The 26,484-nt window shown below is 64.7% G+C and carries 22 protein-coding genes; 11 read left to right on the forward strand and 11 right to left on the reverse strand.

Annotated features, from left to right (window positions below; all coding sequences use genetic code 11):
• Positions 1–8: 8 nt before the first annotated feature.
• Positions 9–902, reverse strand: a complete 894-nt coding sequence (locus OEZ49_RS16515) for an alpha/beta fold hydrolase (RefSeq protein WP_263389348.1) — start codon at positions 900–902, stop codon at positions 9–11.
• Between the two features lie 240 nt (positions 903–1,142).
• On the opposite strand from OEZ49_RS16515, the gene OEZ49_RS16520 reads away from it, so the two are divergent.
• Entirely contained in the window at positions 1,143–2,651 is a 1,509-nt protein-coding gene (locus OEZ49_RS16520) for a fumarate hydratase (RefSeq protein WP_263389349.1), read from the forward strand.
• A gap of 40 nt (positions 2,652–2,691) precedes the next feature.
• Here OEZ49_RS16520 and OEZ49_RS16525 read toward each other — a convergent pair whose 3' ends face one another.
• The 6 genes from OEZ49_RS16525 to OEZ49_RS16550 all read right to left on the reverse strand — a co-directional run bounded on the left by OEZ49_RS16525 (position 2,692) and on the right by OEZ49_RS16550 (position 10,089).
• Positions 2,692–3,942 (reverse strand): efflux RND transporter periplasmic adaptor subunit, encoded by a 1,251-nt coding sequence (locus tag OEZ49_RS16525; protein WP_263389350.1) that lies wholly within the window; start codon positions 3,940–3,942, stop codon positions 2,692–2,694.
• Complete coding sequence (locus OEZ49_RS16530) at positions 3,942–6,299, reverse strand: ABC transporter permease (protein ID WP_263389351.1); 2,358 nt, start codon at positions 6,297–6,299, stop codon at positions 3,942–3,944. Before OEZ49_RS16530 ends, OEZ49_RS16525 begins: the two co-directional genes overlap by 1 nt.
• 7 nt (positions 6,300–6,306) lie before the next feature.
• Positions 6,307–7,014 (reverse strand): ABC transporter ATP-binding protein, encoded by a 708-nt coding sequence (locus tag OEZ49_RS16535; RefSeq protein ID WP_317853181.1) that lies wholly within the window; start codon positions 7,012–7,014, stop codon positions 6,307–6,309.
• Positions 7,015–7,241: 227 nt separating this feature from the next.
• Complete coding sequence (leuD, locus tag OEZ49_RS16540; RefSeq protein WP_263389352.1) at positions 7,242–7,868, reverse strand: 3-isopropylmalate dehydratase small subunit; 627 nt, start codon at positions 7,866–7,868, stop codon at positions 7,242–7,244.
• Positions 7,868–9,274 (reverse strand): 3-isopropylmalate dehydratase large subunit, encoded by a 1,407-nt coding sequence (gene leuC, locus OEZ49_RS16545; protein WP_263389353.1) that lies wholly within the window; start codon positions 9,272–9,274, stop codon positions 7,868–7,870. The genes leuD and leuC overlap by 1 nt, the downstream gene beginning before the upstream one ends.
• Positions 9,271–10,089 carry a GntR family transcriptional regulator gene (locus OEZ49_RS16550; protein ID WP_263389354.1) on the reverse strand — a complete coding sequence of 273 codons (819 nt, stop codon included), beginning with the start codon at positions 10,087–10,089 and terminating at the stop codon, positions 9,271–9,273. The genes leuC and OEZ49_RS16550 overlap by 4 nt, the downstream gene beginning before the upstream one ends.
• 93 nt (positions 10,090–10,182) lie before the next feature.
• Between OEZ49_RS16550 and OEZ49_RS16555 the strand changes: the two genes are divergently transcribed.
• From OEZ49_RS16555 to OEZ49_RS16585, 7 genes are read left to right on the forward strand one after another with little or no spacing between them, the layout of a single operon-like run.
• Positions 10,183–10,749: a 4-oxalocrotonate tautomerase family protein gene (locus tag OEZ49_RS16555; RefSeq protein ID WP_263389355.1), complete on the forward strand. Its 567-nt coding sequence runs from the start codon at positions 10,183–10,185 to the stop codon at positions 10,747–10,749.
• Positions 10,746–12,440: a hydantoinase B/oxoprolinase family protein gene (locus OEZ49_RS16560; RefSeq protein ID WP_263389356.1), complete on the forward strand. Its 1,695-nt coding sequence runs from the start codon at positions 10,746–10,748 to the stop codon at positions 12,438–12,440. Before OEZ49_RS16555 ends, OEZ49_RS16560 begins: the two co-directional genes overlap by 4 nt.
• Positions 12,437–14,503 carry a hydantoinase/oxoprolinase family protein gene (locus tag OEZ49_RS16565; protein ID WP_263389357.1) on the forward strand — a complete coding sequence of 689 codons (2,067 nt, stop codon included), beginning with the start codon at positions 12,437–12,439 and terminating at the stop codon, positions 14,501–14,503. The genes OEZ49_RS16560 and OEZ49_RS16565 overlap by 4 nt, the downstream gene beginning before the upstream one ends.
• Positions 14,500–15,120: a cysteine hydrolase family protein gene (locus tag OEZ49_RS16570; protein WP_263389358.1), complete on the forward strand. Its 621-nt coding sequence runs from the start codon at positions 14,500–14,502 to the stop codon at positions 15,118–15,120. Before OEZ49_RS16565 ends, OEZ49_RS16570 begins: the two co-directional genes overlap by 4 nt.
• Positions 15,117–15,980, forward strand: coding sequence for an isocitrate lyase/PEP mutase family protein (locus OEZ49_RS16575; RefSeq protein ID WP_263389359.1), 864 nt, complete (start codon positions 15,117–15,119; stop codon positions 15,978–15,980). The genes OEZ49_RS16570 and OEZ49_RS16575 overlap by 4 nt, the downstream gene beginning before the upstream one ends.
• On the forward strand, positions 15,964–17,352 hold the full coding sequence (locus tag OEZ49_RS16580) for an FAD-dependent oxidoreductase (RefSeq protein ID WP_263389360.1): 1,389 nt from the start codon (positions 15,964–15,966) through the stop codon (positions 17,350–17,352). The genes OEZ49_RS16575 and OEZ49_RS16580 overlap by 17 nt, the downstream gene beginning before the upstream one ends.
• 23 nt (positions 17,353–17,375) lie before the next feature.
• Complete coding sequence (locus OEZ49_RS16585) at positions 17,376–18,491, forward strand: pyridoxal phosphate-dependent aminotransferase (protein WP_263389361.1); 1,116 nt, start codon at positions 17,376–17,378, stop codon at positions 18,489–18,491.
• A gap of 85 nt (positions 18,492–18,576) precedes the next feature.
• Here the strand turns inward: OEZ49_RS16585 and OEZ49_RS16590 are convergent, their stop codons facing one another.
• Both OEZ49_RS16590 and OEZ49_RS16595 read right to left on the reverse strand, forming a co-directional pair.
• Positions 18,577–19,560, reverse strand: a complete 984-nt coding sequence (locus tag OEZ49_RS16590; protein ID WP_263389362.1) for a 3-hydroxybutyryl-CoA dehydrogenase — start codon at positions 19,558–19,560, stop codon at positions 18,577–18,579.
• Between the two features lies 1 nt (position 19,561).
• Entirely contained in the window at positions 19,562–20,641 is a 1,080-nt protein-coding gene (locus OEZ49_RS16595; protein WP_263389363.1) for an NAD/NADP-dependent octopine/nopaline dehydrogenase family protein, read from the reverse strand.
• A 206-nt stretch (positions 20,642–20,847) separates the two neighbouring features.
• Between OEZ49_RS16595 and dctP the strand changes: the two genes are divergently transcribed.
• The 3 genes from dctP to OEZ49_RS16610 all read left to right on the forward strand — a co-directional run bounded on the left by dctP (position 20,848) and on the right by OEZ49_RS16610 (position 23,808).
• Entirely contained in the window at positions 20,848–21,876 is a 1,029-nt protein-coding gene (gene dctP / locus OEZ49_RS16600) for a TRAP transporter substrate-binding protein DctP (RefSeq protein ID WP_263389364.1), read from the forward strand.
• A 63-nt stretch (positions 21,877–21,939) separates the two neighbouring features.
• A complete protein-coding gene (locus OEZ49_RS16605; protein WP_263389365.1) occupies positions 21,940–22,443 on the forward strand; it encodes a TRAP transporter small permease in 504 nt (167 codons plus the stop codon).
• A gap of 27 nt (positions 22,444–22,470) precedes the next feature.
• On the forward strand, positions 22,471–23,808 hold the full coding sequence (locus tag OEZ49_RS16610) for a TRAP transporter large permease (RefSeq protein ID WP_263389366.1): 1,338 nt from the start codon (positions 22,471–22,473) through the stop codon (positions 23,806–23,808).
• A gap of 184 nt (positions 23,809–23,992) precedes the next feature.
• Here the strand turns inward: OEZ49_RS16610 and OEZ49_RS16615 are convergent, their stop codons facing one another.
• Complete coding sequence (locus OEZ49_RS16615) at positions 23,993–25,387, reverse strand: alpha/beta fold hydrolase (RefSeq protein ID WP_263389367.1); 1,395 nt, start codon at positions 25,385–25,387, stop codon at positions 23,993–23,995.
• Between the two features lie 257 nt (positions 25,388–25,644).
• A complete protein-coding gene (locus OEZ49_RS16620; RefSeq protein WP_263389368.1) occupies positions 25,645–26,418 on the reverse strand; it encodes an aspartate/glutamate racemase family protein in 774 nt (257 codons plus the stop codon).
• Positions 26,419–26,484 lie beyond the last annotated feature (66 nt).

A 26,484-nucleotide genomic window follows, 5' to 3' on the forward strand; every position in this document is an offset into this window, starting at 1 on the left:
TTGACGCGCTAAGCCTGCGCCATTGCGCGGGCATCCAGCACAGCCTGCGCCCATTCAACTGGCCTTTCCTGCGGCAGGTTGTGGCCCGCGTCGCGAAAAACGCGGTAGTCGAACGGGCCGGTGAACCGGCTGAGATGGTCAGCGGTTCCGGCATTCACCCCATCATTGTCCCCGTCAATGGCCACGGTCGGCACACCAATCGGCGGCTGGGCCACCAGTTGCGTTTCGATATGGGCATAGGCGGGATCTCCGGGCACCAGCCCGAACCGGTGGCGGTAGGAATGGATCACAACCTCGACAAAATCGGGGTTGTCGAAGGCGGGCGCGCTGCGGTCGAAGACCGCGTCACTGAACGCCCATTTCGGCGACCACATCCGCCAGAGCGTGCGCGCGATGGCGCGCCGGTCCCGCTGCAATCCGCGACGGCCTCGCTCGGAATGAAAGTAGTACTGGTACCAATAGGTTGCCTCGACCTCAGGCGCTTCTGGTTCGCCCGACCGGGGTATGTTCTGGATGTTGTAGGAATTGCCGGTGACCAGAGCCACCACCCGCTCCGGCCAGAGGGCGGACAGGATGCAGGACGCCCGGCCGCCCCAGTCATACCCGCCCAGAACCGCGCGCCCGATCCCCAGCGCATCCATCAGCGCCAGCAGATCGGCGGCCAGCGCCGCCTGTTCGCCCGAACGGGGCGTGTCCGGCGACAGGAACCGCGTCGGACCATAGCCGCGCAGGTAGGGCAGGATCACCCGTGCTCCGGCATCCACCAGCAGCGCGGCGGTCTCGGCATAGGTTTCCACGTCATAGGGAAAGCCATGGCTCAGGATACAGGGCCAGCCGTCTGCCGGGCCGGTCTCCAGATAGGTGATATCCAGAACCCCTACCCTGACCGATTTTCTTTGCAACTCTCCAACCTCCAGATGTCGTCCTGTCCAGGCAGACTGCGAAACATCCGTGCCTCTGGCAAGCCCGGCCTAGGGCGCGAAGCCGCACCGCGTGAAACGGTATGGCAGTGCATACCGGAATCGCGCTAAACCCCGCGGGAACCCCCTGTTCCGCACCATTCTGCACCCGCGCGACAGGAGAAACAGGCAATCCGGGCAGCGCCGAGGCTGGCACACCCCGGCAGACCCAGGAGGATCGTCATGGGCGTTATCCGCGAAAGCGACCTGATCGAAAGCATCGCCGAGGCGCTGCAATACATCTCGTACTATCATCCGACGGATTTCATCAGCGCCATGACCAGCGCCTGGGAGCGTGAGGAAAACCCCGGCGCCAAGGCCGCGATGGCACAGATCCTCGTGAATTCGCGCATGTGCGCCATGGGCCGTCGCCCGATCTGTCAGGACACCGGCGCGGCCAATATCCATGTCAAGATCGGCGTACAGGCCAAGACCGATTTCACCCGCTCGCTGCAAGAGATCTGCGACGAAGGCACCCGGCAGGGGTACCAGCGCGACACCAACCCGCTGCGCGCCTCGGTGGTGGTCGACCCCTTCGGCACCCGCAAGAATTCGGGCGACAACACGCCCTGCATGCTGACCGTCGAGATGGTGGCGGGCGACAAGATCGACGTCGAGGTCGCGGCCAAGGGGGGCGGGTCCGAGAACAAGTCGAAATTCACCACGCTGAACCCCTCGGGCAATGTGGCCGATTGGGTGGTACAGACCGTCGAGACGCTGGGCGCCGGATGGTGCCCGCCCGGCGTGCTGGGTATCGGCGTGGGCGGCAATGCCGACAAGGCGATGGCACTGGCCAAACAAGCACTGAACGAGCCGCTGGATATGGCGGACCTGCTTCGCCGTGGCCCCTCGGACAAGACCGAGGAATTGCGGTTGGAAATCTATGACCGCGTCAACGCGCTGGGGATCGGCGCACAGGGCTTGGGCGGCGTGACCACCGTGCTCGACGTCAAGATCAAGAGCTTTCCGACCCACGCGGCCTCGCTGCCCGTGGGCCTGATCCCCAATTGCGCGGCCACAAGGCATGTGCATTTCACGCTCGACGGGTCGGGCCCGGCCGAATTCACCCCGCCGCCGATGGATCTCTACCCCGAGATCCTGCTGGAGAAGGCAGGGGAGCAGGCGACCAAGCTGAACCTCGACGATCTGACGGACGAGGTTCTGGCCACGCTGGAACCTGGCCAGACGCTGCTGGTGTCAGGCACGCTTTATACCGGGCGCGACGCGGCGCATAAGAGGATGATCGAGATGCTGGACCGGAGCGAGCCGCTGCCGGTCGATCTGAAGGGCAAGGCGATCTATTATGTGGGTCCGGTGGACGCCGTGGGCGACGAGGCCATTGGCCCGGCAGGCCCCACCACCTCGACCCGGATGGACAAGTTCACCGACCGTATTCTGGCCGACACCGGCCTGAAGGTGATGATCGGCAAGGCGGAACGCGGCCCGGTGGCGCTGGAGGCGATTGCCAGGCACAAGGCAGCCTATCTGATCGCCGTTGGCGGCGCGGCCTATCTGGTGTCCAAGGCGATCAAGGCGGCCAAGCCGGTCGCTTTCCAGGATCTCGGGATGGAAGCCATCTATGAGCTGAAGGTCGAGGACATGCCGGTGACCGTTGCCGTCGACACCCAAGGTAACTCGATCCATATCACCGGTCCCGCCAAATGGCGGCGGACCCCGGTCGCCGCGGGCTAAGAGACACGAAAGCCGCCCGGACACGATCCGGGCGGCTTTTTCAATCGAACTGGCGCTGCGCCACCCGGTCGTTGTCCTTGAGCTCCGCAGACGGGAACAGGATCAGGCGATCGCCTTCGCCAATGCCCGACAGGATCTCGGCATCGCGCCCGTTGTTCTGCCCCACCTCCACCTTGGTCAGAACCGCCCGGCCATCGCGCACGGCAAAGACGACCCATTCCCCGCCATGCCGGAACAGCGCGGCCGAAGGCGCCACCAGCGCATCTTCGCTGTTCCAGACAACGATGCGCACTTCGACCCGGTAGCCATGCCCCAGCGAAAGCCGCTCGGTCGCCGGAGTTCCGATGTCGACCGTCACCTCCACGCGCTGTTCCTCGACACCGAGGGCCGAGAATTTCGTGTACCCATAGGGATCGATCCGGCGGACGGTGCCGTTCAGATCGGTGTCACCGCCCCAGCTGGTGATGATCACCGGATCGCCCACCGTGACCCGTACCGCGTCCGAGGACAGCAATTCGGCCATCACCTCAAGATCGCCCTGAATGTCGCCGATCTCGAGGATCGGCTCGCCTGCAGGCAGGGTGGTTTCGCTCTTCTTGAATACCTTCAGGATGGTGCCGTCGATCGGCGCCCGCAGCGGAATGCCAATATCCGCCGGAACGCTGTCGGCCAGCGCGGTGGCCAGCCCAACATCGTCAAAGCCGATCAGCTGCGCGCGGGCGTTGGCCAGTTCCGCCTCGCGCATGGCAATGGCGGCCTGCACCGTGTCCAGGTTGGCGCGGGCGACCCGGGCGGCCTGTTCGGCGCGTTCCATCGTCACCGCGCTGGCAACCCCCCTCTCGACCAATGTTTTTGCCCGTTCCAGATCGCTTTCGGCAAAATCGAACTTTGCCTGCGCCGCGTTCAGGTCGGCATGCGCCAGCCTGAGCGCGGCCTCGGCTGCGGTCACGGCCGCATGGGCTTGCTCACGCGTGCGCACATCCAGAACCGAGGGTTTGGCCGGGCGCATCTGGGCGACGATGGTTTCACCGGCCACGACCCGTTCGCCGGGCAGCACGGTCACCCGTTGCAACTCTCCGGCGACGGGCGATGAGACCACATAGGGTTCCTTGACCCTGGTCCGTCCCTCCTCGTCGATGGTGACCATTATCGGCCCGCGCGCCGCCTCGGCCATGTCGACCAGAACCGGCCGGGGCCAGAACGCCAGAGCCAGGAAACCGCCCACCAGAACGATGGCACCTGCGGTCAGGACGGAACGGGATCTTCTGCTGTTTTGCCGGGGCACGGTCATCACTCTCTGTTCTTCAACGCCAGAACCAGATCGGTTCGGTCGATATCACGTTTCACCACCCAGCCCGATATCAAGGCCGCCGCGACGACAACCGTCGCCGCCTGGCCAAAGCTTGCAAGGCCGAAACTGGGCGGTATCTGGTATAGATCGGTACTGAATCCCGCGGAAATCGCAAAGCTGAGGCCATAACCGCCCAACGCCCCGACCGGAATGGCCAGCAGGGTCACAACGGCCAGTTCCCCAAGCAGGACAAAGGCGACTTCGGCCCGGGTGAAGCCCAGAACCCTCAGCCCTGCCAGATCCCGTTCGCGTTCAGCCTGCGCCACACGAGCGGCATTGTAGATAACGCCAAACGTGATGACGCCCGCGATCACCGCCATCACATAGCGCATCGCGCCCGCGCCCTGGTCCATCATCTTGCGCATGGCCGACCGGCTTTCCTCCTTGATTGCGACACCGGCGACCTGTGGCATGTCCTTGAGGCGGCGATAGACCTCTCCGGCGCTGTTTGCGTCGACGCGCAGATAGGCCGCCGATATCCGCCCCGGTTCGGACAACACCTGATTTAGGGCCTCGAACTGCATGAACGCCGGAGATCCGATCAGGGATTCGGCGACGGCGGCTACCTGCACCTCGACCTTCGGGCGGCGGCCTTCGCGCACATCGAGCGTCACGCGCTGTCCGGGGACAACCCCGAGTTTGCGGGCAAGTCCGGTCGACAGGATCAGCCCGTGGTCCGGGATGGCAATCGAATTGGTCTCGGCATCGACGGCGCGGTAGAGGCGCGGCGCAGAGACCAGCCCGCTTACCGCGCCGCGATGGCTGTAGCGTCCATTGCGGAACACTGTATCGACCACGCGGACCGGTTCCACCTCGATCACACCGGGCAGCGCCTCCAGGTCGAAGCGCACCTGACCGGCGACCGGATGGGCGAACGACACCATCAGATCGCTGCGGTCTATGTCGCTGAACGACACTGCGACCATGTCGTCGAAACTGGCCAGCAGCGATGCCATCGCAGCGGCCAGCGCGGTCGCGGCGCCCACCCCGGCCACAGCCCCCACCATGCGAAGCGGCTCGCGTGCCAGGCGGCGCAGGACCATGCGCGTGGGTTGGTCCAGCCAGCGCGCCAGCGCCCCGTGAAACGGCCGTGCGCGGTGAAAGTCGGCGGGTGCCGCCGCGCGCATCGCTACTGCCGGTGTCAGCGCGAACACCCGGCGCAGGACCAGCAGGCCACCGGCGGATGCGGCCGTCACGCTGGCGCCGAACCCAATGGCGAAACTGGACGGGTCCAGACGAAAGACGAGAAAGGGAAACTTGTAGTAGATCAGGTAGGCATCTATCAGAGCCCGCCCGGCCAGAATGCCCAGCATACTACCCAGGGCGGCGCCGCCGAGGCTGATCACCAGGACGAGCTTGAGGTAGTGCCCGCCGACTTCCCAATCGGTATAGCCGAACGCCTTCATCAACCCGATCTCGCGCCGCTCGGACTCGACCAGACGCGAAATGACGATGTAGAGCAGGAACGCCGCAACCGCCATGAATACCGGCGGTACCACTGCCGAAACCTGACGCAACCCCTGGATTTCCTGGGTTATGAACGTGTTCGACGGCAGATCCGCCAGCGCATATGCGCCGGCGCCACCATAGCTGTCGAGCAACCGGTCCGCCTCGGCGATCACCCCGGTCACATCCACGCCGCGCTCCAGCGACATCAACGCCTCGTTGAAGGCGCCATCCATGTCGAACATCGAGGCAATCGCGCTCGGGGCCATCCAGAGGACGGCAAAGCGCGCATCGTCCGGCACCATCTCGCCCGGGGCGGTGCTGTACAGAAACTCGGGCGACATCGCGAGACCGGCGATCGAGAATTCGTGCCGGGCGCCGTTCATCGTGGCGCTGATCCGGTCGCCCTGGCCCAGCCCGTGCGCCTTTGCGAAACTGTCCAACAGCAGAACCTGATCCGTTCTGCCTCCGGCCGGTCTTTGGCCTTCGGTCAGCAGAACCGCGTTCAGCCGAGGCTCATGTCGCAAGGACAGGGCCAGCCCCCGCACCGGAACCTCCAACCCCGGAAGGTCGATCAGCGCCGCGCCCGCGACCCGCGTTTCGGCGGCGGCCACACCCGGTATTTTCTGAAGATCCCGAAACAGGCGCTCGGGCGCGCGGGTCACCGGCGCATAGACCTCGGCCAGGCGGTACCTGTCATAATAGGCGCGCCGCGTCTCCTCGAGGCTGACCACCAGACCGCTCTGCATAACCTGAAGCAGCACGCCTACAGCGATCACCATGGAGATTGCAATCGCTTGTCCACGAATCCGCCACAGGTCCCGGCCCAGTTTGCGCGTCAGCGGTGACATGTGCCCCTTACCATTCGATCTCCTCGGGATTCAGCTTGGTCTCGTTCTCCTTGACCTCGATCACCTGCCCGTCGCTGAAACGGATCACCCGGTCGGCCATCGCCGCCTGCGATGCGGCATGGGTCACGACAAGAACCGTCGCGCCAAGTGTTTCGTTGACATCGCGCAGCACCTTGAGAACCGCCCGTCCGGTCGTGCTGTCAAGCGCGCCGGTCGGCTCGTCGCAGAACAGGACATCGGGCTGCTTCGCAACCGCCCGGGCAATCGCCACCCGCTGCTGCTCGCCGCCCGAAAGCTGGGCGGGGAAATGATCGGCCCGCTCGGACAGGCCCACCAGCGCCAGCGCCTTGTCCGGGTCCATCGGTTTTTGCGAGATCTCGGTCACCAGCTCGACATTCTCGCGCGCGGTCAGGCTGGGCATAAGGTTGTAGAACTGAAAGACAAAGCCCACGTGATCGCGCCTGTATCGCGTCAGCTCGCTGTCCGACATGGTGGTCAATTCGCGGTCGCGGAACAGCGCGGTGCCTTCGCTGGCTCGGTCCAGTCCCCCGATGATGTTGAGAAGTGTCGACTTTCCGCTGCCCGACGCGCCCAGCAGGACCACGAATTCCCCCGCCGGAATGTCGAGATCGACACCCCGCAGGGCATGTACGGCGGCTTCCCCGTGACCGTAGATCTTCTTGAGGTTTCGAATGGTATACGTGTTCCCGGTCAAGACCGCACCTTTCGATTATTCCCGAGCCATTCCCTTGTCCTGCGACAGGTCCGGGCCCGGGCTCAATCTAGGACCGCATAGCGTGTTTCAGCAAGGTTCGCGGGCCGGCGTCCACGCGGATGGCGTCGATACACCGCACATCCGGGCTGGTCTCCCGAGACCGGGTTCGTGACCGAAGGAGGACCCAGGCGGCGCTCCTGAATGTGGCGAGCGGGTCAACACATCGATCATGGCTGAGAGCAACTGGATGCCCCGCCAAACGGAAACCGGCCGGGTTCCGAGAGCAGGCGTGCGCGGTAGGCCGCGATGTCGGCGGCGTGCTGACGGGTGAGGTCGATATCGTCCCAGCCATTCAGCAGCTTGGTCCGCCAGACCTCATCCAACTGGAACGGCACTGACACGCCCGCGATACTCATCAATCGGGATGCCAGATCAGCGCTGCCTTGCGCCGGGCCCGAAGAGAGCGCCTTGGTCAAGAGCTCTGCATCCGTCTCGGTCACCTGGGCCGGAAGCAGGCCGTTATTGACCGCGTTTCCGGCAAAGATATCGCCGAAACTGGGCGCCACGACGACGCGTATCCCGGCATCGACAAGGGCGTAGACCGCCGCCTCGCGCGACGAGCCGCTGCCGAAGTTGCGACCCGCAACCAGAATGCAGGCATCCGGATGGGCATTGAGCGGGAACTCCGCGTCGAGCGCGCCTTCAGATGCGCGCCTCACGTCGTGCAGCAGGAACCGGCCATAACCCTCGGCGCGCGGTGTCGACATGAACCGCGCCGGGATCAGCTGATCGGTGTCGATATTGGCCATTGGCAGCAGCACTGCCTTGCCCCGCTGTTCAGCCCACCCCGCCATCAGAGCGCCCTCCCCTGCAACATGGGTCGAACGTCGCACAGCGTACCGGTGACCGCCGCCGCCGCCACCATGGCCGGTGACATCAGATGCGTGCGCGCGCCCTTGCCCTGGCGGCCGCGGAAGTTGCGGTTGGTGGAGGAGGCACATCGCTTGCCCGCCGCGACCAGATCGCCATTCATGCCGACGCACATGGAACAGCCCGAGGCGACCCAATCCAGCCCCGCCTCGGTGAACACGCGGTCCAACCCTTCTTGCTCGGCCTGCGCCTTGACCCGGGCCGAGCCGGGTGAGACCAGCCCCGTCACGCGCGCTTTCCGCCCGGCCAGAACCGCGGCGGCGGCGCGCAGATCCTCGATCCGGCCATTGGTACAGGAGCCGATGAACACCTGATCGACCGGTGTGCCCGCCAACGGGCGGCCCGGCACCAGCCCCATATAGTCTAGCGCGGCGCGGGCGGCCTGTGCCTTGGCGGGTGGCAGTGTTTCGGGGATGGGAACGGACGCGTCGATGGGCAGGGCCTGTTCGGGGCTGGTGCCCCAGGTCACGATGGGCGCGATTTCCTCGGCTGACAGGACGACGTCGCGGTCGAACCGGGCATCAGCATCGCTGGCCAGGGCCTGCCAGTTGTCGAGTGCCCGGGTCCAGTCATCGCCCCGCGGTGCATGCGGCCTGTCGCGCAGATAGGCAAAGCTCACCTCGTCCGGGGCCACCATGCCCATGCGCCCGCCGCCTTCGATGGTCAGGTTGCACAGGGTCATCCGCCCCTCCATCGACAGGCCGCGAATGGCACTGCCCGCATATTCCACAGCGTGGCCCTGTGCCCCGTCGGCGCCAAGCCGCGCGATCCAGTTGAGCGCGATATCCTTGGCCGACACACCCGCAGGCAACGCGCCGTCAACGGTGATCCGCATTGCACGCGGCTTGCGCTGCCAGATGGTCTGGGTTGCCAGCACATGCGCCACCTCGGTCGCGCCGATGCCGAAGGCCAGCGCGCCAAAAGCTCCGTGCGTCGAGGTGTGGCTGTCGCCGCAAGTGATCAGCAGGCCGGGCAGCGTCAGCCCCTGCTCCGGCCCGACCACATGCACGATCCCCTGATCGGGGTCATCAAGGTCAAACAGGCGCAGCCCATGCCGGGCGGCATTGCCGCGCAGGGTGTCGATCATCCGGGCGATCGCCGGATCGGCGATCGACCCCGCACGGCGCGTGGGCGCATAGTGATCCACCACCGCAAATGTCAGGCCGGGTTCGGCCACCGGCAGGCCCCGCTCGGCCAGCCGCGCAAAGGCGTGGTGCGATCCCTCGTGCACCAGGTGCCGGTCGACCCAAAGGAGCGCGCTGCCATCCTCGCGGCGCAGCACTTCGTGCATCGACCAGAGCCTGTCCAGCAAGGTCAGCGGCGCGCTCATCGGGGCGTATCCTTCAGCGGGGTGATGGCCGGTTCCCAATGGCGGCCCTCGCCATGATCGACCCGCGCCAGGCTCATGTCGAGACGGAACATGTCGGGCCGGTAAAGCCCGGTCAGAAACTCGACCCCCCGCCCCTCGGTGTCGCGCACGACCCGGTCCAGCGATAGCAAGGCCGCGCCTTCGGGCAGGCCCAAAGCCGAAGCCACCTCGGGGCCCGCAAGGGTGGCCGAAACCGACTGCCGCGCATCGGCGATCTGCACTCCGTTGCGCTCCAGCAGCACATGCAGCGGCTCGCGTGACAGATCGTCGTCAGAGATACCCGCCGCGATGCGCGACGGTACGTAGGTGGTCAGATGCGAATAGGCCGTTCCACTAATGCTGCGGGTCCGCTGGGCGATCTGCACCGCTTCGCCCGGTGCCAGGTCCAGCGCCCGCACCACATGCTCGGGTGCCTGATCCATGCGGCTCGACAACAGCCGTACCTCGGTGCTGCGCCCGATTTCCACCAGTTGCGGCAGCAGGGTCGAGAAATCCATCGTCACCGGCTGTGGCGCGGATGGCCGGGGCCGCACCCGGGTGCCGCTGCCCGCGCGCCGCGACAGGAACCCGTTTTCCGTCAGCGCATCCAGCGCCCGGCGCACGGTGACGCGGGACACACCGTAATCCTCGGCCAGCTGTTCTTCGCCCGGCAGTTTCTGGCGCGGCTCCAGCCGTCCGGCGGAAATCTGTTCCAGCAAGGACAGGTAGACGCGGCGCGATTTCGCGCCCGCAGGCATCCGCGCGCCGCCCCCCGTCTGCATCCGCACCACAGTCATTTTCGACCCGTTCGAAAGGAAAGAATTGTCTCTGACTATATCCCGGTTAAATGTATTATCAATGATACAGCTTTCATCCGGGGGAGGGATGCGATGCCGGTGGTCGAACTGCACCTGATCGAAGGGTACGGCGAAGAGGACAAGCGCCGCCTGGGCCATGCGCTGACGGATGCGGTGCGGTTCGTCGTGCCTGCTGCACCCGAAGGTGTCGTGGTCATGATCCGCGAAATGGCACCCGATGCCTATTACCGAGGGCGCAACACAAAGACCCCTGCCCCCGCCCTGCCCGACCCGGCCGCAGTGGTGCGTGCCTATCTGGACGCGATGGAGGCGCGCGATCTGGACGCCGCCCGCGCTATGCAAGGTGACGGGTTCACCATGTATTTCCCCGGCACCGGCCCGATGACCGAACTGTCCGAACTGATCGACTGGGCGCGTCCCCGATACCGCTTCGTTACCAAGACCTATGACGGGTTCGATGCAATGCCCGGCGCGGGCGACATCTCGGTCGTTTACTGCCGTGGCACGCTGTCAGGCGAATGGCTGGATGGCACGGCCTTTTCGGGCATCCGCTTCATTGACCGGTTCGAACTGGTGGCGGGCCGGATCACCCGGCAGGACGTGTGGAACGACATGGGCGAAGTGCGGGGGCGGACATGAGCGATATCGACCCGATCACCCTGTCGGTTCTGGCCGGGCGCATGGAACAGATCGCCGACGAGATGGACGCGACCCTGTTTCGCGCCGCCTTCAACCCGATCATCGCCGAGGCGCATGATGCCAGCCACGGGCTATACCATGCCGAAACCGGCGACACGCTGGTGCAGGGCAAATCGGGCCTGCCGATCTTTGTCGGTGTCATGTCCTTTGCCGTAAAGGCGGTGATCGAGAAAGTCGCCGCGGACGGCAATTTGGCCGATGGCGATATCTTCATCTTCAACGACGCTCATATCGGCGGCACGCATCTGAGCGACATGCGCCTGGTGCGCCCCTATTTCCGGGAGGGGAAACTGTTCTGCTGGCTGGCCTCGGTCGGGCATTGGCACGATGTGGGCGGCGCTGTGCCGGGCAACTACAACCCCGCTGCCACCGAGGTGTTCCAGGAGGCGTTTGTGCTGCCGCCCGTGCGGATGGCCCGCGCGGGTGTGGTCAACCAGGACATCATCGACATCCTGCTGCGCAACACCCGCCTGCCGCAATCGGCACAGGGTGATCTGAACGGCCAGTTGGGCGCGCTGGATCTGGGCGTGCGGCGGATGGACGAGTTGCTGGACGAATATGGCGCGGACACGGTCGATGCGGCGCTCGACGCGCTGGGCATCCGGGCCGAGCGGCTTATGCGCACGGAGCTTGCGGCCATTCCCGATGGGCGCTGGGAGGCCGATGATTTCCTCGACAACGATGGCATTACCGACACCCCGCTGCCGATCCGCGTGGCGCTGGAGATCCGGGGCGACCGGATGCATCTGGATTTCTCCGGCTCGGCCCCGAAATGTGCAGGCCCGGTCAATATCGCGCTGCCAACCACCATCGCCACCGTCTATGTGGCCATCAAGCACATCTTCCCGCTGCTGCCCGCCAATGCGGGTGTGATGCGGCCTATCGAGGTCACAGTGCCCGAGGGCTCGATCCTGTCGGCGGAGTTTCCCGCGCCCACCGGCGGCTATACCGAAACCATCCTGCGGATGATCGACGTTGTGTTCTGTGCCTTTGCCCAAGCGGTGCCGGACCGGGTGGTGGCCAATGCCTATGGCACCATCAACGCGCTCTCCATCGCCGGGCGGCGCAGCAATGGCAAGCCCTGGGTGATGTTCAGCTTTTACGGCGGCGGCCATGGCGGATCGCCCGAAAGCGACGGGCTGAACCATGGCAATGCACCGATTTCGACCGCGACCATCCCGCCGCTCGAGATCCTCGAGGCCGCCTATCCGGTGATGTTCCGGCAATGGGCGCTGAGGCGCGACAGCGCCGGTGCGGGGCGGCATCGCGGCGGCTTGGGCGCGGTCTATGAGATCGAGGTGCTGGAGGAGAACGGCGCCGAGGGTTTCCTGTTCGGCGAGCGCGGGCGTTTTGCGCCCAAGGGCGTGGCAGGTGGGCAGGAGGGCGCGCTGAACGTGTTCTCATATCAACAGGGCGCCGCGTGGCCGCACCCGCCGCTGGTATCCAAGATGCGTGGCATCCGCCTGAAACAGGGCGAGGCGGTGCGGCTGGAAACTCCCGGCGGCGGCGGCTATGGGCCGCCATCCGAACGCGACGCCGCTGCTGTGGCGCTGGACGTGGCGCGCGATTATCTGAGCGCGGCCGAGGCCGACCGCCTTTATGGACCAAACTGGCGCGAGGGCGTGCGATGAGCGGCAAGATGATCGGTGTCGATGTTGGCGGCACCTTCACGGATATCTTTGTTCTGGATGAAAGCGACGGCACGGCCCGCGTCGGCAAGGTGCCGACCTCGCGTCCCGACCAGTCCACGGGCTTCCTGCAAGGGATCACCGAGGCGGTCACCGATATCGGCAGTGTCGGCGTGGTGGTGCATGGCACCACGGCGGGCACCAATGCGCTCTTGGAGCGCAAGGGCGCGCGGACAGGTGTGATCTGCACCCAAGGCCTGCGCGACGTGCTGGAGATGCGCCGCCGCGACCGGCCCCGCACCTGGGGCCTACGCGGCGATTTCGAACCGGTTGTCGACCGGCGCGACCGTTTGGAAGTGCCCGAACGGACGCTGGCCGATGGCACCATCCGCACACCCGTCGACCTGGAGGCGGTGCGCACTGCCGCCCGGCAATTGCAGGATCAGGGCTGTGTCGCCGTCGCGATCCTGTTTGCCAATGCCTATGCCAACCCCGCCAACGAGGCCGCCGCCGTGGCCGCCCTGCGCGAGATCTGGCCCAACGAACATGTCTCGGCATCCTCGGAAATCCTGCCCGAGATCCGCGAATACGAGCGGTTCTCGACCACCGCGCTGAACGCCTATCTGCAACCCGAGGTCTCGGGTTACCTGGGGCGGCTCGGGGCGGCGCTGGACAAGGGCGGATTTGGTGGCGAATTCATGATCGTGCAGTCCAATGGCGGCGTGATGGATGTTGACACCGCCTGCCGTTTTCCGATCCGCACGGCGCTTTCGGGCCCTGCTGCGGGGGTGATCGCGGCGGGCTATATCGCCCGCTCGGCCGGGTTCGACAATGTGATCACCGGTGACATGGGTGGCACCAGCTTCGATGTCTCGCTGATCGCCGAAGGGCGCTCGATGCTGGCGCCGCAGACCTCGATCGACTTTGGCATGGTGGTGCGGACCCCGATGATCGAGATCACCACCATCGGCGCGGGCGGCGGCTCCATCGCCTGGGTGGACAAGGGGGGCCTGTTGAACATCGGCCCGGAAAGCGCAGGCTCCGATCCAGGGCCGGTGGCCTATGGGCTGGGTAACGACCGCCCCACCGTGACCGACGCCAACGTGGTGCTGGGCCGTATCGACCCCGAGAATCCCATCGGCGGCAAGCTTGCGCGGTTGGATGTCGAGGCGGCGGCGCGGGCCATCGACGCCCATGTCGGCCAGCCGCTGAGACTCGATACTCTGGCCGCCGCCGAGGCGATCCTGCGGGTGGCCAACTCGCGCATGGCAGGCGCCCTGCGGCTGGTCAGTATCGAGCGCGGTTTCGACCCCAAGAAATTCGCCTTCATGCCCTTTGGCGGCGGCGGCGCGCTGCATGCAGGCGCCATGCTGGCCGAGGTGGGGATCGCCCGCGCCATCGTGCCGCGCTATCCGGGCGTGACCTCGGCACTGGGTTGCGTGATCGCGGACATGCGGCAGGATTTCGTGCAGACCCTCAACGCGATGCTCGACGGGCTGGATACCGATATGCTGGGCACGGTGATGCAGAATCACCATGACCGCGGCATGGCGATGCTAGAGGCCGCCGGCACCCGGTTCGTGGCGCGCGAGGCGACATTCGGGCTCGACATGGCCTATATCGGCCAGACACACACGGTATCCGTGCCGATCCCGGTGAGCGTGACCGAGGGCAAGGTACAGCCGCCTACGCAAGCCCAGATCGCCGCCGCCTTTGACACCGTTTATCGCGACACGTTCGGGCGGCTTTTGCCTGGCGGGGTGCGGCGCATCCTGAACCTGCGAAGCGCGGTGACCGGCAAGCGGACCAAGTTCGACCTGGCCACGCTTGCGCCCACGGTGACCGACCCGGCCCGGCCGAAATCCTCTCGAAAGGTGCATTTCGGCACCGATTGGCATGAAACCGCGATCTATGACCGGCTGTCGCTGCCGGTCGGATCCGTGATCACCGGGCCCGCGATCCTGGAACAGCCCGATACCACGGTGCTGATCGAACCGGGCCTTGTGGGCCGGGTCGACCCGCTGGGCAATGTCATCATCGAAACCGGACCGGAGGCAGGCGCATGAGCGATCCACAAGGCTGGGCCCTGGCGCAGACCGCGCTGCTGACCATCGACCTGCAAAACGACTTCCTGCATCCCGAGGGCGCCTATGGCCGGGCCGGACAGGGAGCCGCCGCCATCGCCGCGCTTCCCGCCCGCATCGCACCGCTGGCGCGGGCGCTGAGGTCAAGGGGCGGGCTTTACATTTCGGCCCAGTTCACGCTGGTGCCCGGACCGGGTGGCCACCCCCTGATCTCGCCACATCTCAAGGCGCTACGCCCCTTTCTGACGCGCGGCGATTTCGCGCCCGGCAGTTTCGGGCATCAACTGGTCGATACGCTACTCCCTGCCGATTTCACCGTCGAGAAAGTGGCCTATTCCGCCTTTTACCAAACCCGACTGGAATACATCCTGCGCGCGATGGGCATCCGCCAGCTGATCGTCGGCGGCATCGTCACCAATGGCGGCGTCGCCTCGACCCTGCGCGACGCGCATCTGCGCGACATCGACACCGTGATGCTGACCGACGGCTGCGCCGCCTTTCGGGACGAGGTGCATGACGCCACCCTGCTGTCGCTGGGAACGGTCACGCATCAGATGACCTGTGCCGAGGCGCTTGGCTGGATGGAGGGCGCGTCATGACACTCAAGGCAAGACTGGCCAGAGATGGCATCGTTCTGGCGCCCGGCATCTATGATGGGCTTACCGCGCTGATCGCCGAACAGGCGGGGTTCGAGGCGCTTTACCTGAGCGGCGCGGCGGTGGCCTATACCCGCCTTGGCAGGCCCGATATCGGCCTGACCTCGGTCACCGAAATGGCCGAGACCATGACCCTGATCGCCGACCGCACCCGCCTGCCGGTGATCATCGACGCCGATACCGGCTTCGGCAACGCGCTGAACGCCCAGCGCACCATGCGGCTTTATGAACGTGCAGGCGCGGCAGCGTTGCAGGTCGAGGACCAGACCTATCCCAAGCGCTGCGGCCACCTGAAAGACAAGGCGCTGATCCCGGCTGCCGAGATGGCAGGCAAGATCGCCGCTATGGCCGACGCCCGCCGCTCGGACGCCACACTGATCATCGCCCGCACCGATGCCATCGCGGTCGAAGGCTTCGACGCGGCGCTGGAGCGCGCCGAGACCTATCTGGCCGCCGGAGCCGATGTTCTGTTCGTCGAGGCGCCGCAGACCGAGGCAGAGCTCTCGGCAATCGCGGACAGGTTCGCGGCGCGTGTCCCGCTGCTCGCCAATATGGTCGAGGGGGGCGCAACGCCGATCCGCTCGGCCGAGGCGTTGCAGGCGCTGGGCTTCCGCCTCGTGATCTTTCCCGGCGGCATCGTGCGGGCGCTCGCCCATACGGCGCACGACTATTACACCAGCCTGCGCGCGTATGGCACCACCGCGCCGTTCCGGGACAGGATGTATGATTTTGCCGGTCTGAACGAGGTAATCGGAACTGGTGAGATGCTGGAGCGCGGCAAACGCTATGACCCCGGACAGTGACCCGCATATCGCGCCGCCGCCCATCGCCTTCGATGTCGCCTGCCAGACTCTGATCATCGGCGCCGGGGCCTGTGGGTTGGTGGCGGCACTTGCGGCGCGCGAAGCGGGGCAAGAGGTGCTGGTGGTCGAGGCGGATGCAGTGCCGCGCGGCTCGACCGCGCTCTCGGCCGGGCTGATCCCAGCGCCCGGCACCACCATGCAGCGCGCGGCAGGGATCGAGGACAGCGCCCCACTCTTCGCGCAGGATATCCAGGCCAAGGCCAAGGGGCAGAACGACCCTGATCTGGTCGATACCCTGGCCGCAGGGGCCGGACCGGTCATCGACTGGCTGGCCGAGCGCCACGGCCTGCCCTTCTCGGTTGTCACCGACTTCGACTATCCCGGACACAGCCGACGCCGGATGCACGGCCTGCCCAGCCGCTCGGGCGAAGAGCTGATCGACGCACTGCGCCAGGCCTGCGAGGCGCAGGGGATCGACATCGTCTGTTCCCGGCGGGCGCAAATCCTGCATATGGAAGACGGCCGGGTATGCGGTGTTACGGTCGTTGGCCCAGACGGTACCAGAGAAAGCATCGCCTGCGACCGGCTAATCCTGGCCTGCAACGGCTTCGGCGGCAACCGGCAACTGGTCACCGAGCACATGCCCGAGATCCGCGAGGCGCTCTGGTTCGGGCATGACGCAAATCGGGGCGAGGCGGTGCTGTGGGGTGAAGAATTGGGGGCCGATCTGCGCCACCTTGGGGCCTATCAGGGGCACGGCAATGTCGCCCACCCGCATGGCATCCTGATCACCTGGGCGGTGATCACCTCGGGCGGCGTGCAGGTGAACCGCGATGGCCTGCGGTTCTGGGATGAAAGCCAGGGGTACTCCGAGGCCGCCCGCGCGGTGATGGCACAGCCGGGGGGCGAGGCATTTGCGATCTTCGACGCGCGTATCGCGGGTATCGCGCGGCAGTTCGAGGATTTTCGCCGCGCCGAAGCGACAGGCGCGATTCGGCAGGCGGAGACGCCAGCAGCACTGGCCCGATTGCTTGGCCTGCCGCCCGAGACCCTGGCGCATACGCTGCGGGACCTGCCGCAGAACGGGACAGATGCCTTCGGGCGGACATTCGCGACCCCGCCGCTTGCCCCGCCCTTTTGCGGCGTGCGGGTAACGGGGGCGCTGTTTCACACCCAGGGCGGATTGTGCACCGATACCCGCGCGCGTGTGCTTCGCCCCGATGGCACGCCGGTGCCGGGCCTATACGCAGGCGGCGGCGCGGCCTGTGGCGTCTCGGGCAGCGGCGACAGCGGATATCTCTCCGGCAACGGGTTGCTGAGCGCGGTTGTGCTGGGGTGGATCGCGGGATCGTGTATTGAGCCTCCGTCTTGAACCTGCCCGTAAATCACCATCTCATGTCTTGGAACAACGCCGAGGATATCATGCGCCCAACGCCCTATCTTGCCCCGATCCCCGTTCGTGGCCGCATCAGCAGGCCGCAGCCCAAGGGGTTGCCGGTCATCAACATGGGCTACAACGAGCTGCCCTATCCCCCCCTGCCCGCGATCCGCGCCGCGATGGAGACGGCCGCCGCCCGCGCCCAATCCTATGGCAGCCCACATTGTGACGCGCTACGCGATGCCTTGGGCACGGCGCACGGGCTGGACCTTGAACAAATAGTCTGCGGCAACGGATCAGAGGAACTGCTCGACGTCATCGCCCGCTGTTTTGCCCGGCCCGGCGACGAGATCCTGATCTCGGAGTTCGGCTATGTCCAGTTCGCCCTGACCGCCAACCGGGTGGGTGCGACATTGGTGAAGGCGCGCGAGCGCGACTACACCAGCGATGTCGACGCCCTGCTGGCGGCGGTGAGCGAGCGCACGCGGCTCTTGTTCCTGGCCAATCCGAACAACCCGACCGGCACCATGCTGGAGATGGAGGCGCTTTCCCGACTTACCCGCGACCTGCCTGCGCAGGTCGTGCTGGTGCTTGACCTCGCCTATGGCGAGTTCGCCGCACCCGACTATTGCGCCGCTGTGCACAGCTTGGCGGCAAACCACGAAAACATCGTTGTTACCCGGACCTTTTCCAAAGCCTATGGCCTCGCCGGGGCACGCGTTGGCTGGTGCCACGCGCCCGCCTGGATGGTGCCCGTCCTCTATGCCGCGCGCGGCATGGGCACTGTCAACGCGATGGCGCAGGCCGGGGCGGTGGCGGGTCTTGCAGACCCTGCCGCCATTCAGGCGCGGGTCGATCAGATCGTGTCGGAACGCGGGCGCCTGAGTGGCGCGCTGGGGCAACTGGGTCTGGTCGTCGTACCCAGCCGCACCAACTTCCTGATGGCCCGTTTCCGGGACGTCGATGCGGCCCGGACCGAGGCGCTGGTCGAGCATTTGTTCACGGATGCCGGGATCGTAGTCAACCGCACCCGCGAGGCGGGGCTGGAGGCCTTCTTCCGATTCTCGCTATCGCTGCCCGCGCATAACAATCTGCTACTGGACAGTGTGCGCAGGTTCATCGGGCAAAGTTAAACCGGGGATGGCGGCGCGGAAGGCGCCGGTGCTTTTTAAGTATTTTTGAACAGAAAGAAGCAAGAGGCGGGGTGCAAACTCCGATTTAGTAGCCCTTGACCGGCATCTTGTCGAGGTGCCGCAGCATGGCGGCGAAAGCGCCGATACGCTCCCTCTGATAGGCGGCGACATCGAGCCCGTCATAGTCGAGGAAACCGCGCCCGTCGCGCAGGCCGCGCCGACCCTCGGCCATGTTGGTCTCGATGATGTCGGGGGCGGCGAACCTGTCCTGCCCGGTAGCGCGGGTCATGTAGTGGCTGGCGTGGTAGAGGATGTCGCCGCCGCCCCAGTCGATAAATTCCAACAGGCCCAAGACAGCGAAGCGGAAGCCGAAGCCGTATTTTGTGGCCTTGTCGATATCGGCGCTGCTGGCAACGCCTTCTTCAACCAGACGGGCGGCCTCGTTCATGGCCAGAGCCTGGATGCGCGGCACGATATAGCCGGGGCTGGCGGCGCAAGTGACCGGAACCTTGCCGATCCCTTCCAGCAGGTCGATCAGGCGGGCGGTTATCGCCGGATCGGTGGCATCACCGGGCGAAACCTCGACCAGCGGCACCAGATAGGCGGGGTTGAGCCAGTGGGCGTTCAGGAAGCGTTCGGGCGGGGTGACAAATCCCTGAAGGTCGTTTGACAGGATGGTCGAGGTGGTCGAGGCGATGACCGCATCCTCGTCCGCATGGCGCGACAGGAGATCGAAAACCTCGCGCTTGGCCTCCAGCATCTCGGGCACGCCTTCGAAGACGAAGGGCACCCCGGCAAGCGCCGCCGCCAGATCGTCGTGGCCCACAACCTCGACACGCGCCAGCATGGCGTCAGCTTCGCCCGCCTGCATCAGGCCTACATCGACCATCAGCGCAAAGGTACTGCCCAGCTCGGCCCTTATCTCGGCCTTGAGCCGGTCGAATTCATCCATGGGTCGCGGCTTGGCGTCGATCAGGCGGACCGGGTGGCCGGAAAAGGCGAAGGCGACGGCCATGCCCCGGCCCATGCGCCCGGCGCCCACGGCAGCGATGGTTTCCCGCGCCACCATCTCAGGCCCCGTCCCGCAGCATGGTCTGCAAAGCGGCGCGGTCGGTCCCCGCCAACCCGAGGTTCTCCAATGTCCGGCCGCTCCGGCGGAAATCGTCGTCGCAGATCGCCGAGCCCAGCGCCAGGAGCCCCGTCGCCGTGGGCGCGGGCACCCCGGCCCAATCGGCGACCGAGACCAGCAAGGCCAGCCCCACCGCCACATCCTCGCGCATGTAGCGGTGCTGGGTCAGGACCAGGTGCTCGCGCCAGTCGCCGCTGTCGACCAGCTTGTCATGGGCCAGATTGCCGTACATCCAATCCGAGGTCTCATAGTGATCGGCCAGCGGGAAATGCGGCGCGCCGTAATCCAGCGCCTCGCGCACTGCTATACGCTCGGCATCGAGCCGTGTGGTGACCCGGCGAATGGCGGGCTGGGTACCTTCGTTGTGAATGTCCCAATGGTCGAAATGCTCGATCGGGCCCGCGTTCATCGTGATCAGCGGCGGGTGGATGATGGGCCCGGCGTTCATCAGCGCCCCCGACAGCGCATCGCCCGCCGGCTCGACCGACGGATAGGCCCGCGCAAGGACCGAATGCGCATGTTCCGCGTTACGAAGCGGATAGACCCCGGTCGGCAGACGGGTGGCACGGGTGGTGATGGCGACGGTATCGGCCCCGTGCAACCGCGTGAGGTATGGCAGAGTGCCGGTTTCGGCCCAGCTGACATCGGCGTGGTTTCCCGCCTTGCGGACGATATCGGCCATCATCCAGCTGCCAAAGCTGCCCGGCGGCAGAAAGACCACCTGCCCGTCTGTCAGGTAAGGAGCCATGGCTGCCGCGATGTCGGATTGGGCTGTGGCCGGCGTCGGGCAGACGATCAGTTCGGCGCCCCGGATCGCTTCGCCGATGTCATCCGTGACCATTGAAATGCGAATCGGACGCGCGCCCTCGAAATCCTTGAGCGTGACTACATTGCCGCGCGCCCTGAGCTCCTCTTGCGCGCGCGCATTCCGTCGCCAGAACCGTACGTTGTGCCCCTGCATCGACAGATCAACCGCCGCGGCGGTCGAACCGTTTCCGCCGCCTAGAACCGCAATTTCCATCGCCCTCTCCCGCACCAAATGCCTTGGGAACAGATTACATACATGAAAAATCATATATCAAGGATATTTCTATTGCATTGCCCCTACCTGGCGGTCTTACATGAAAATGCATAGAAGTCGGGACAGACCGACCTAACTTCACCTGAGGGAATGACCGCCCGACAGAAGGCGGCTCATCCTCCGTCGGATCAACAGGGAGTTGTGACATGAAGATCTTCAGCGGGCTTTCCAGAAAAGCCACTTATCTGATGGCGGCGACAGCACTCGCCGTCATGGCTGCCCCGATGTCGGCCAAGGCCGAGGACCGGGTCAGCGCGGTACATGCGTTCCCCGAGTTCCTGGTTTACACAAAGACCTTTCTCGCGATGGTCGCGGACATCAACGAACGCGGCAAGGGCGTCGTGCAGATTGACGTGCGGGGTGGCCCCGAGGCGATCGGCATGTTCGAGCAACCCGCCGCAGTCCGTGACGGCGTGGTCGACATGGTACACACGCCGGGCAGTTTCTATGGTGCCAACGTGCCCGAGATCGACGCGATGGTCGCCTCGCGCGTGACCCCGATGGAGGCCCGGGCCAATGGCGGCGCGGCACTGATGGACAAGGCGCATCAAGAGCGCTTCAACGTCCGTCACCTGGGTTGGATCGACGGCGGGATCAAGTTCCACATCTATATGAACAGCGAGCCCAAGTTCCGTGACGATGGCATCCTGGATCTCACCGGTGTCAAGCTGCGCGACAACCCGATCTATCATGCGTTCTTCGAGCAACTGAACGCGACCACCGCCTCCATGCCGGCGACCGAAGTCTATTCGGCGTTGGAAAAAGGCGTCGTCGACGCGGCGGCCTGGACCGAGATCGGCATTCCGCAGCTCAAGTGGAACGAGTTCCTCAAGTATCGGGTGGACCCGACCTTCTACAACACCGATATCGGCGTGATCTTCAACCTCGACGCGTGGAACGCGCTTTCCCCGGAAAGCCAGAAGCTGATCGAAGAGGTCGTGATCGAGTGGGAAGGCAAATCCTATGCCGACCGTCAGGCTGAAGTTGCTGCCGACGCCAAGACCCTGGCCGATGGCGGCATGACCTTTGTGGCCCATTCCGCCGAAGCGGGCGAGGTCTATCGCAAGATGGCCGACGATGCCGCCTGGGCGCGGATGTACGAGCGCATTGAAGGGGGCGGCGCCGGTGCCGAGACCTACAAGGCCCTGCGCAAGACCTATGCTCTGGACGAGTAACACAGCCTGAAGGCAGGCCGCGGCTGCGACGCCGTGGCCTGCCCCAGCAAACAGAGCCAAGAAATGATGCGCCTGATCGACCGTATTTGCGACCTGCTGGCCATACTGGCCGGTATCTATCTGGTAGGGATCATGTTCGGGATCGTGATCAGCGCGCTGGCCCGCACGCTGAACCTGTCCGGTTCGTGGTCCAGCCATATCTTCACCTTCACCGAATTCGGCCTTCTCTATATCGTGATGGCTGCCTCGCCCTGGCTGGTGCGCCATCGGGGCCATGTGTTCATTGAGCTTCTGAGCGCGGCCCTGCCGCTCCGGATGCAACAGCCCTACAGCCGGGTGATCTCGGCGCTTTGTGTCGTGATATGCCTTGTGCTGGTCTGGTACACCTGGGGCGCCACGGCCCGGGCCTGGAAGTTCGGCGATGCCGAAATGCGCAGCCTCGACATGCCGAAATACCTGCTTCTGGGCGCCATGCCGATCGGGTTCGGCCTGATGGCGGCACAGTTTCTCCGCTTCGTCTTTGGCCCCGAGACCATGCACACCGGCGAAGCGGGCGTGCACGAATGAAAATCAAGAATACAAGAGGCGCAGGCAATGGAATGGTATGAGGCGCTCGTCTTCCTGCTGGGGATGATCCTGTTCTTCATGGCGCTCGGGATACCGGTGGCGCTGGCCTTTCTCGCCGCCAACATGATCGGTGCGGCCTATTTCATGGGCGGGCGCGGCGATATCGCCAGCCAGATGGCACGCGGCATCGGGCAATTGGCCAACAACGCGATTCCCACCGTCACCTCGTTCAATCTGATGCCGGTGCCGATGTTCCTGCTGATGGGCGAGATCTTCTTCTTTACCGGGCTCGCCAACCGCATGTTCGGCGCGGTCGACCGGCTGATGGGCAAGCTGCCCGCGCGCCTGTCCTTTGTCACCGTCGCAGGTGGCACCGCCTTTGCCACGCTGTCGGGATCCTCGATGGGCTCCACCGCGCTTCTGGGCTCGCTGATGGTGCCCGAGATGCAGAAACGCGGCTACAAGAAGCACATGGCCATCGGCCCGATCCTGGGCACCGGGGGCCTCGCGATGCTGATCCCGCCCTCGGCGCTGGCGGTGCTGCTGGCGACGCTGGCGGAACTCGACATCGGCGACCTGCTGATCGCAGGCATCATGCCCGGGCTGATGCTGGCAATCTTCTACGCAATCCTGATCCTCGGCATGGCGCTCTACGATCCCAGCGCTGCCCCCGTCTATGAGGTGGAAAGCTCCAACTGGACAGAGAAACTGCGCCTGCTTTTCGTCGATATCCTGCCGATGGTCTCCATCGTGATCGGTGTGATCCTGGTAATCATGTTCGGCATCGCGACCCCTTCGGAAAGCGCCGCCTTCGGCTGCCTCGGCGTTGTCGTGCTGGCCGCCCTCTATCGCTCGCTGACCTGGGAGGGGATCGTGAAATCCGTGGCGGGCGCGCTGAAGGTGACCACCATGGCGCTCCTGATCATCTTCGGCTCGGCCACCTTCTCGGCGCTCCTGGCCTTCTCCGGCGCCTCCTCGGGGCTGATCCGCTGGGCCACGGGATTCGACCTGGAACCCACCACGATGCTCCTGATCATGTTCGCCATCCTGCTGGTTCTGGGCATGTTCATGGACCAGCTCAGCATGATGCTGCTGACCGTGCCGATCTTTTTTCCGCTGGCGCAGACACTGGGGTTCGATCTGATCTGGTTCGGGGTGATCGTGCTGCTGGCGCTCGAGATCAGCTTCACCACCCCGCCCTTTGGCCTGCTGCTCTTTGTGATGAAAGGGGTCTCGGCCCCCGGCACCAGCATGCGCGACATCTATGTGTCGGCCATTCCGTTCATCGGCTGTTCGATGCTGCTGGTTGCCCTGCTGATCGTGTTCCCGGGTATCGCGCTCTGGCTCCCCGGGCTCGGGCAGTAGCGGCTACAGGCATCGGCCCAAAGAGCGACGAGATCAGCGGGTCGGAGCCCACTTGCCGCGGAGGCTCCAGCGCACCGCGTGGGAGCCCGGCATTCGCTTCGAGCGAAACAGATCGCCTCATTGTGGGACAGTGCAGAGTGTATGAAAGATCAAGTGACCATTGGTGCAGAACATTATGTCAGTTTCAGCAGAATTGATCTAGAAACTCTAAGATCTCAGATTTGATCTGCGGCCAGCAAGGATCATTCGCTGACGGCAAATGGCTGGCACTTTCGTAAGTCACAAACCTGGCATTTGGAAGATGAGACGCCATCAGCCTACCCTGCTCGGCCGGATGCATCCGGTCGCCATCGCAGTGCAAGACGAGGCAAGGGGCTTTCACTTCCGAGAGAATGTCGGTCACATCGATATCATCAAGAACCTTGCGGTAGCGGCTTATTATTTCGGGCGTCACCATGTCACGCATCGCCTCCGCGAATTGCCTGCGATCTTCGACACTGGCCAAAGGCACTATGATGTCCGCCATCATGTCACGAAGCGACGGGTAGTCATCGTCCCACCCTGCCTTCATCATGGCCTGCATGGCCACCGCACGATCACGATCCCTTTGGGTGTGCCGTTTGGCCCGTCCTAGTGGGAAACCTCCGACCATGACGATCCCTTTGACCCGTTCAGGATAGCGCGCGGCAAATGCCGCGGCTACGGCGCACCCCTGCGACATACTGAGAATGGCCGAACTTTCGACTTTGGCGGCATCGAAAACAGTCCGCAAGTCTTCAACCATTTGCTCGAAGGTGATCTCGGGAATATCCCGATCAGACAACCCATTGCCGCGCGCGTCGAAGCGGATGAATCTGTGTGACTGTGAAAAGGATCTCACAAAGTGGGCGAGATGCGGAAGGCGCAAATCCATATCAAGACGACTGATCCATGCGGGCGCTTTCACCAGTGGCGCGCCTGTGCCCGCTGCGGTCCATGCCAGACGGACACCATCGTCGCTTTTGGCGAAACGAATATCTTCTCGGGCATCGGGGATCTTTTTCTTCGAGGCGAAATCGTCGCGCTTCGCAACGATTGACAAGACATGCAGCGGCTCCTCGATGTTCTTGAAGCGATGTATCCCTTCGTTGCGAAACGTGAGTGGAAGACTGCTCCCTGCCAGATCGGCAACAAGCTTGGAAATAAGAACACCGCCTTCGGGCGCTGCAGCCTCGAGCCTCGCCGCCACATTGACGGCCTCCCCAAAGATATCGCCAGCAGAGGCCGTGACATCCCCTGCGTGAATGCCCATCCGAAGTGCAAGCTGCTCCGAAAATCCATACGGTATTGAATCAGACCGCATCCACTCTTGAATTTCCGCCGCACATAGCACCGCGTCTCTGGCAGAACCGAACTCCACGATGGCTCCGTCACCCATCAGCTTTACAACACGCCCACCATGCGCCTTCACTTTTGGCCTAACCGAAGAACGAAACACTTGATCAAGCGCGCGAAGAAGTTCGTCTCGACCTTTCTCCATCAAGGCGCTGTAGCCGACCACGTCCATCGCCAAGATACTGGCAAGCCTGCGTTCCGCCATAAGCCTCCTCCTGCGATAGACACCCCATTGGAGAGCGTAATAAGCGGTCTCACTTGAAGCAACCATTGTGGTTTCAGAGAGTTCAACCTAAGCCTGCGAAGTAGAAGCGAAGAATAGGGCCAGGCCACAGGGGACCTGGGTCCGCATCGGGCTCGACACGCGCCCTTCGTTACGCCAGAGATCAAGATCCGTAAAGGGCGGGAGAATTTAACTGAGAGGGCCTTACATATTTATGCTTCCGCTGGCCCCCCGCAGCCTCACAGCCCCTTGGGATGGGTCATGAACTCTTCGATGATGTGATTGGGCGCTTTAGTATAGTCGCCCACCCGGCTCACCCCCTGCCCGGTCAGCCGTTTCAGACCCACCGCCATCTCGGCCATCTTGACCGCGATCGGAATGCCGTTGACCACCGGTGCCCCGTCGATCTGATGGTCGTGGAACTGAGAGAACAGCAGCATAGGAATCCCGCCACCGGGGATCAGCACATCGGTGCCCGCCGCCACCAGTGGCCGGCCCTGTTCCTCGAACAGGCGCTTGACCTCGGCGGCCTTGGCGGCGTCGCCATAGGCGCCCAGGATCTGCCCCGGCTCGAAGGTCATCGCATGTACTCCGGTCACCCGTTCACGCAGCCCGTACTTGCCGATCTGGTGATGAAACCACGGGATGAAACGCGGGTTGATGGTGACAATCCCCAGCCGCTGGCCCATCTGGCAGCACCATAGCATGGTCGCCTCGCCGAGACCGATCACCGGGATATCCACGACCGAGCGCGCCTCGTAGAGGCCCGCATCCTGGAAATGGCCGACGATAAACGCATCATAGCCCTCGCGCTCGGCCCGGATCGCGTTGCAGATCATCTCGCGTGCGCAGCGGAATTCCACCAGCGGATGCGCGTAGCTGTCAAAGGGCGTTATGCCCCGGATGTCGACCTGTGTCCCGGGTCCTGACACCGCATCGAGATGCGGCTGGAGCATGTCCCAGTACTCCGCCCCGTTTTCGTAATCCACATAGCTCTGATACCAGAGTTTCATCGCCGTCCTCCCTGTCCTGCCGCGCCGAACCGCGCCTTTGCCCTTCCAGTTCACTATGCAAGGATC

The sequence above is a fragment of the Ruegeria marisflavi genome, assembly GCF_025673445.1.
Lineage (GTDB): Bacteria > Pseudomonadota > Alphaproteobacteria > Rhodobacterales > Rhodobacteraceae > Ruegeria_B > Ruegeria_B marisflavi.

Coding starts and splice junctions, on each gene's coding strand:
- OEZ49_RS16520 (WP_263389349.1), top strand. CDS start 1,143: ATGGGCGTTATCCGCGAAAGCGACCTGATCGAAAGCATCGCCGAGGCG.
- OEZ49_RS16525 (WP_263389350.1), bottom strand. CDS start 3,942: ATGACCGTGCCCCGGCAAAACAGCAGAAGATCCCGTTCCGTCCTGACC.
- OEZ49_RS16530 (WP_263389351.1), bottom strand. CDS start 6,299: ATGTCACCGCTGACGCGCAAACTGGGCCGGGACCTGTGGCGGATTCGT.
- leuD (WP_263389352.1), bottom strand. CDS start 7,868: ATGGCGGGGTGGGCTGAACAGCGGGGCAAGGCAGTGCTGCTGCCAATG.
- leuC (WP_263389353.1), bottom strand. CDS start 9,274: ATGAGCGCGCCGCTGACCTTGCTGGACAGGCTCTGGTCGATGCACGAA.
- OEZ49_RS16550 (WP_263389354.1), bottom strand. CDS start 10,089: ATGACTGTGGTGCGGATGCAGACGGGGGGCGGCGCGCGGATGCCTGCG.
- OEZ49_RS16555 (WP_263389355.1), top strand. CDS start 10,183: ATGCCGGTGGTCGAACTGCACCTGATCGAAGGGTACGGCGAAGAGGAC.
- OEZ49_RS16560 (WP_263389356.1), top strand. CDS start 10,746: ATGAGCGATATCGACCCGATCACCCTGTCGGTTCTGGCCGGGCGCATG.
- OEZ49_RS16565 (WP_263389357.1), top strand. CDS start 12,437: ATGAGCGGCAAGATGATCGGTGTCGATGTTGGCGGCACCTTCACGGAT.
- OEZ49_RS16570 (WP_263389358.1), top strand. CDS start 14,500: ATGAGCGATCCACAAGGCTGGGCCCTGGCGCAGACCGCGCTGCTGACC.
- OEZ49_RS16575 (WP_263389359.1), top strand. CDS start 15,117: ATGACACTCAAGGCAAGACTGGCCAGAGATGGCATCGTTCTGGCGCCC.
- OEZ49_RS16580 (WP_263389360.1), top strand. CDS start 15,964: ATGACCCCGGACAGTGACCCGCATATCGCGCCGCCGCCCATCGCCTTC.
- OEZ49_RS16585 (WP_263389361.1), top strand. CDS start 17,376: ATGTCTTGGAACAACGCCGAGGATATCATGCGCCCAACGCCCTATCTT.
- OEZ49_RS16590 (WP_263389362.1), bottom strand. CDS start 19,560: ATGGTGGCGCGGGAAACCATCGCTGCCGTGGGCGCCGGGCGCATGGGC.
- OEZ49_RS16595 (WP_263389363.1), bottom strand. CDS start 20,641: ATGGAAATTGCGGTTCTAGGCGGCGGAAACGGTTCGACCGCCGCGGCG.
- dctP (WP_263389364.1), top strand. CDS start 20,848: ATGAAGATCTTCAGCGGGCTTTCCAGAAAAGCCACTTATCTGATGGCG.
- OEZ49_RS16605 (WP_263389365.1), top strand. CDS start 21,940: ATGATGCGCCTGATCGACCGTATTTGCGACCTGCTGGCCATACTGGCC.
- OEZ49_RS16610 (WP_263389366.1), top strand. CDS start 22,471: ATGGAATGGTATGAGGCGCTCGTCTTCCTGCTGGGGATGATCCTGTTC.
- OEZ49_RS16615 (WP_263389367.1), bottom strand. CDS start 25,387: ATGGCGGAACGCAGGCTTGCCAGTATCTTGGCGATGGACGTGGTCGGC.
- OEZ49_RS16620 (WP_263389368.1), bottom strand. CDS start 26,418: ATGAAACTCTGGTATCAGAGCTATGTGGATTACGAAAACGGGGCGGAG.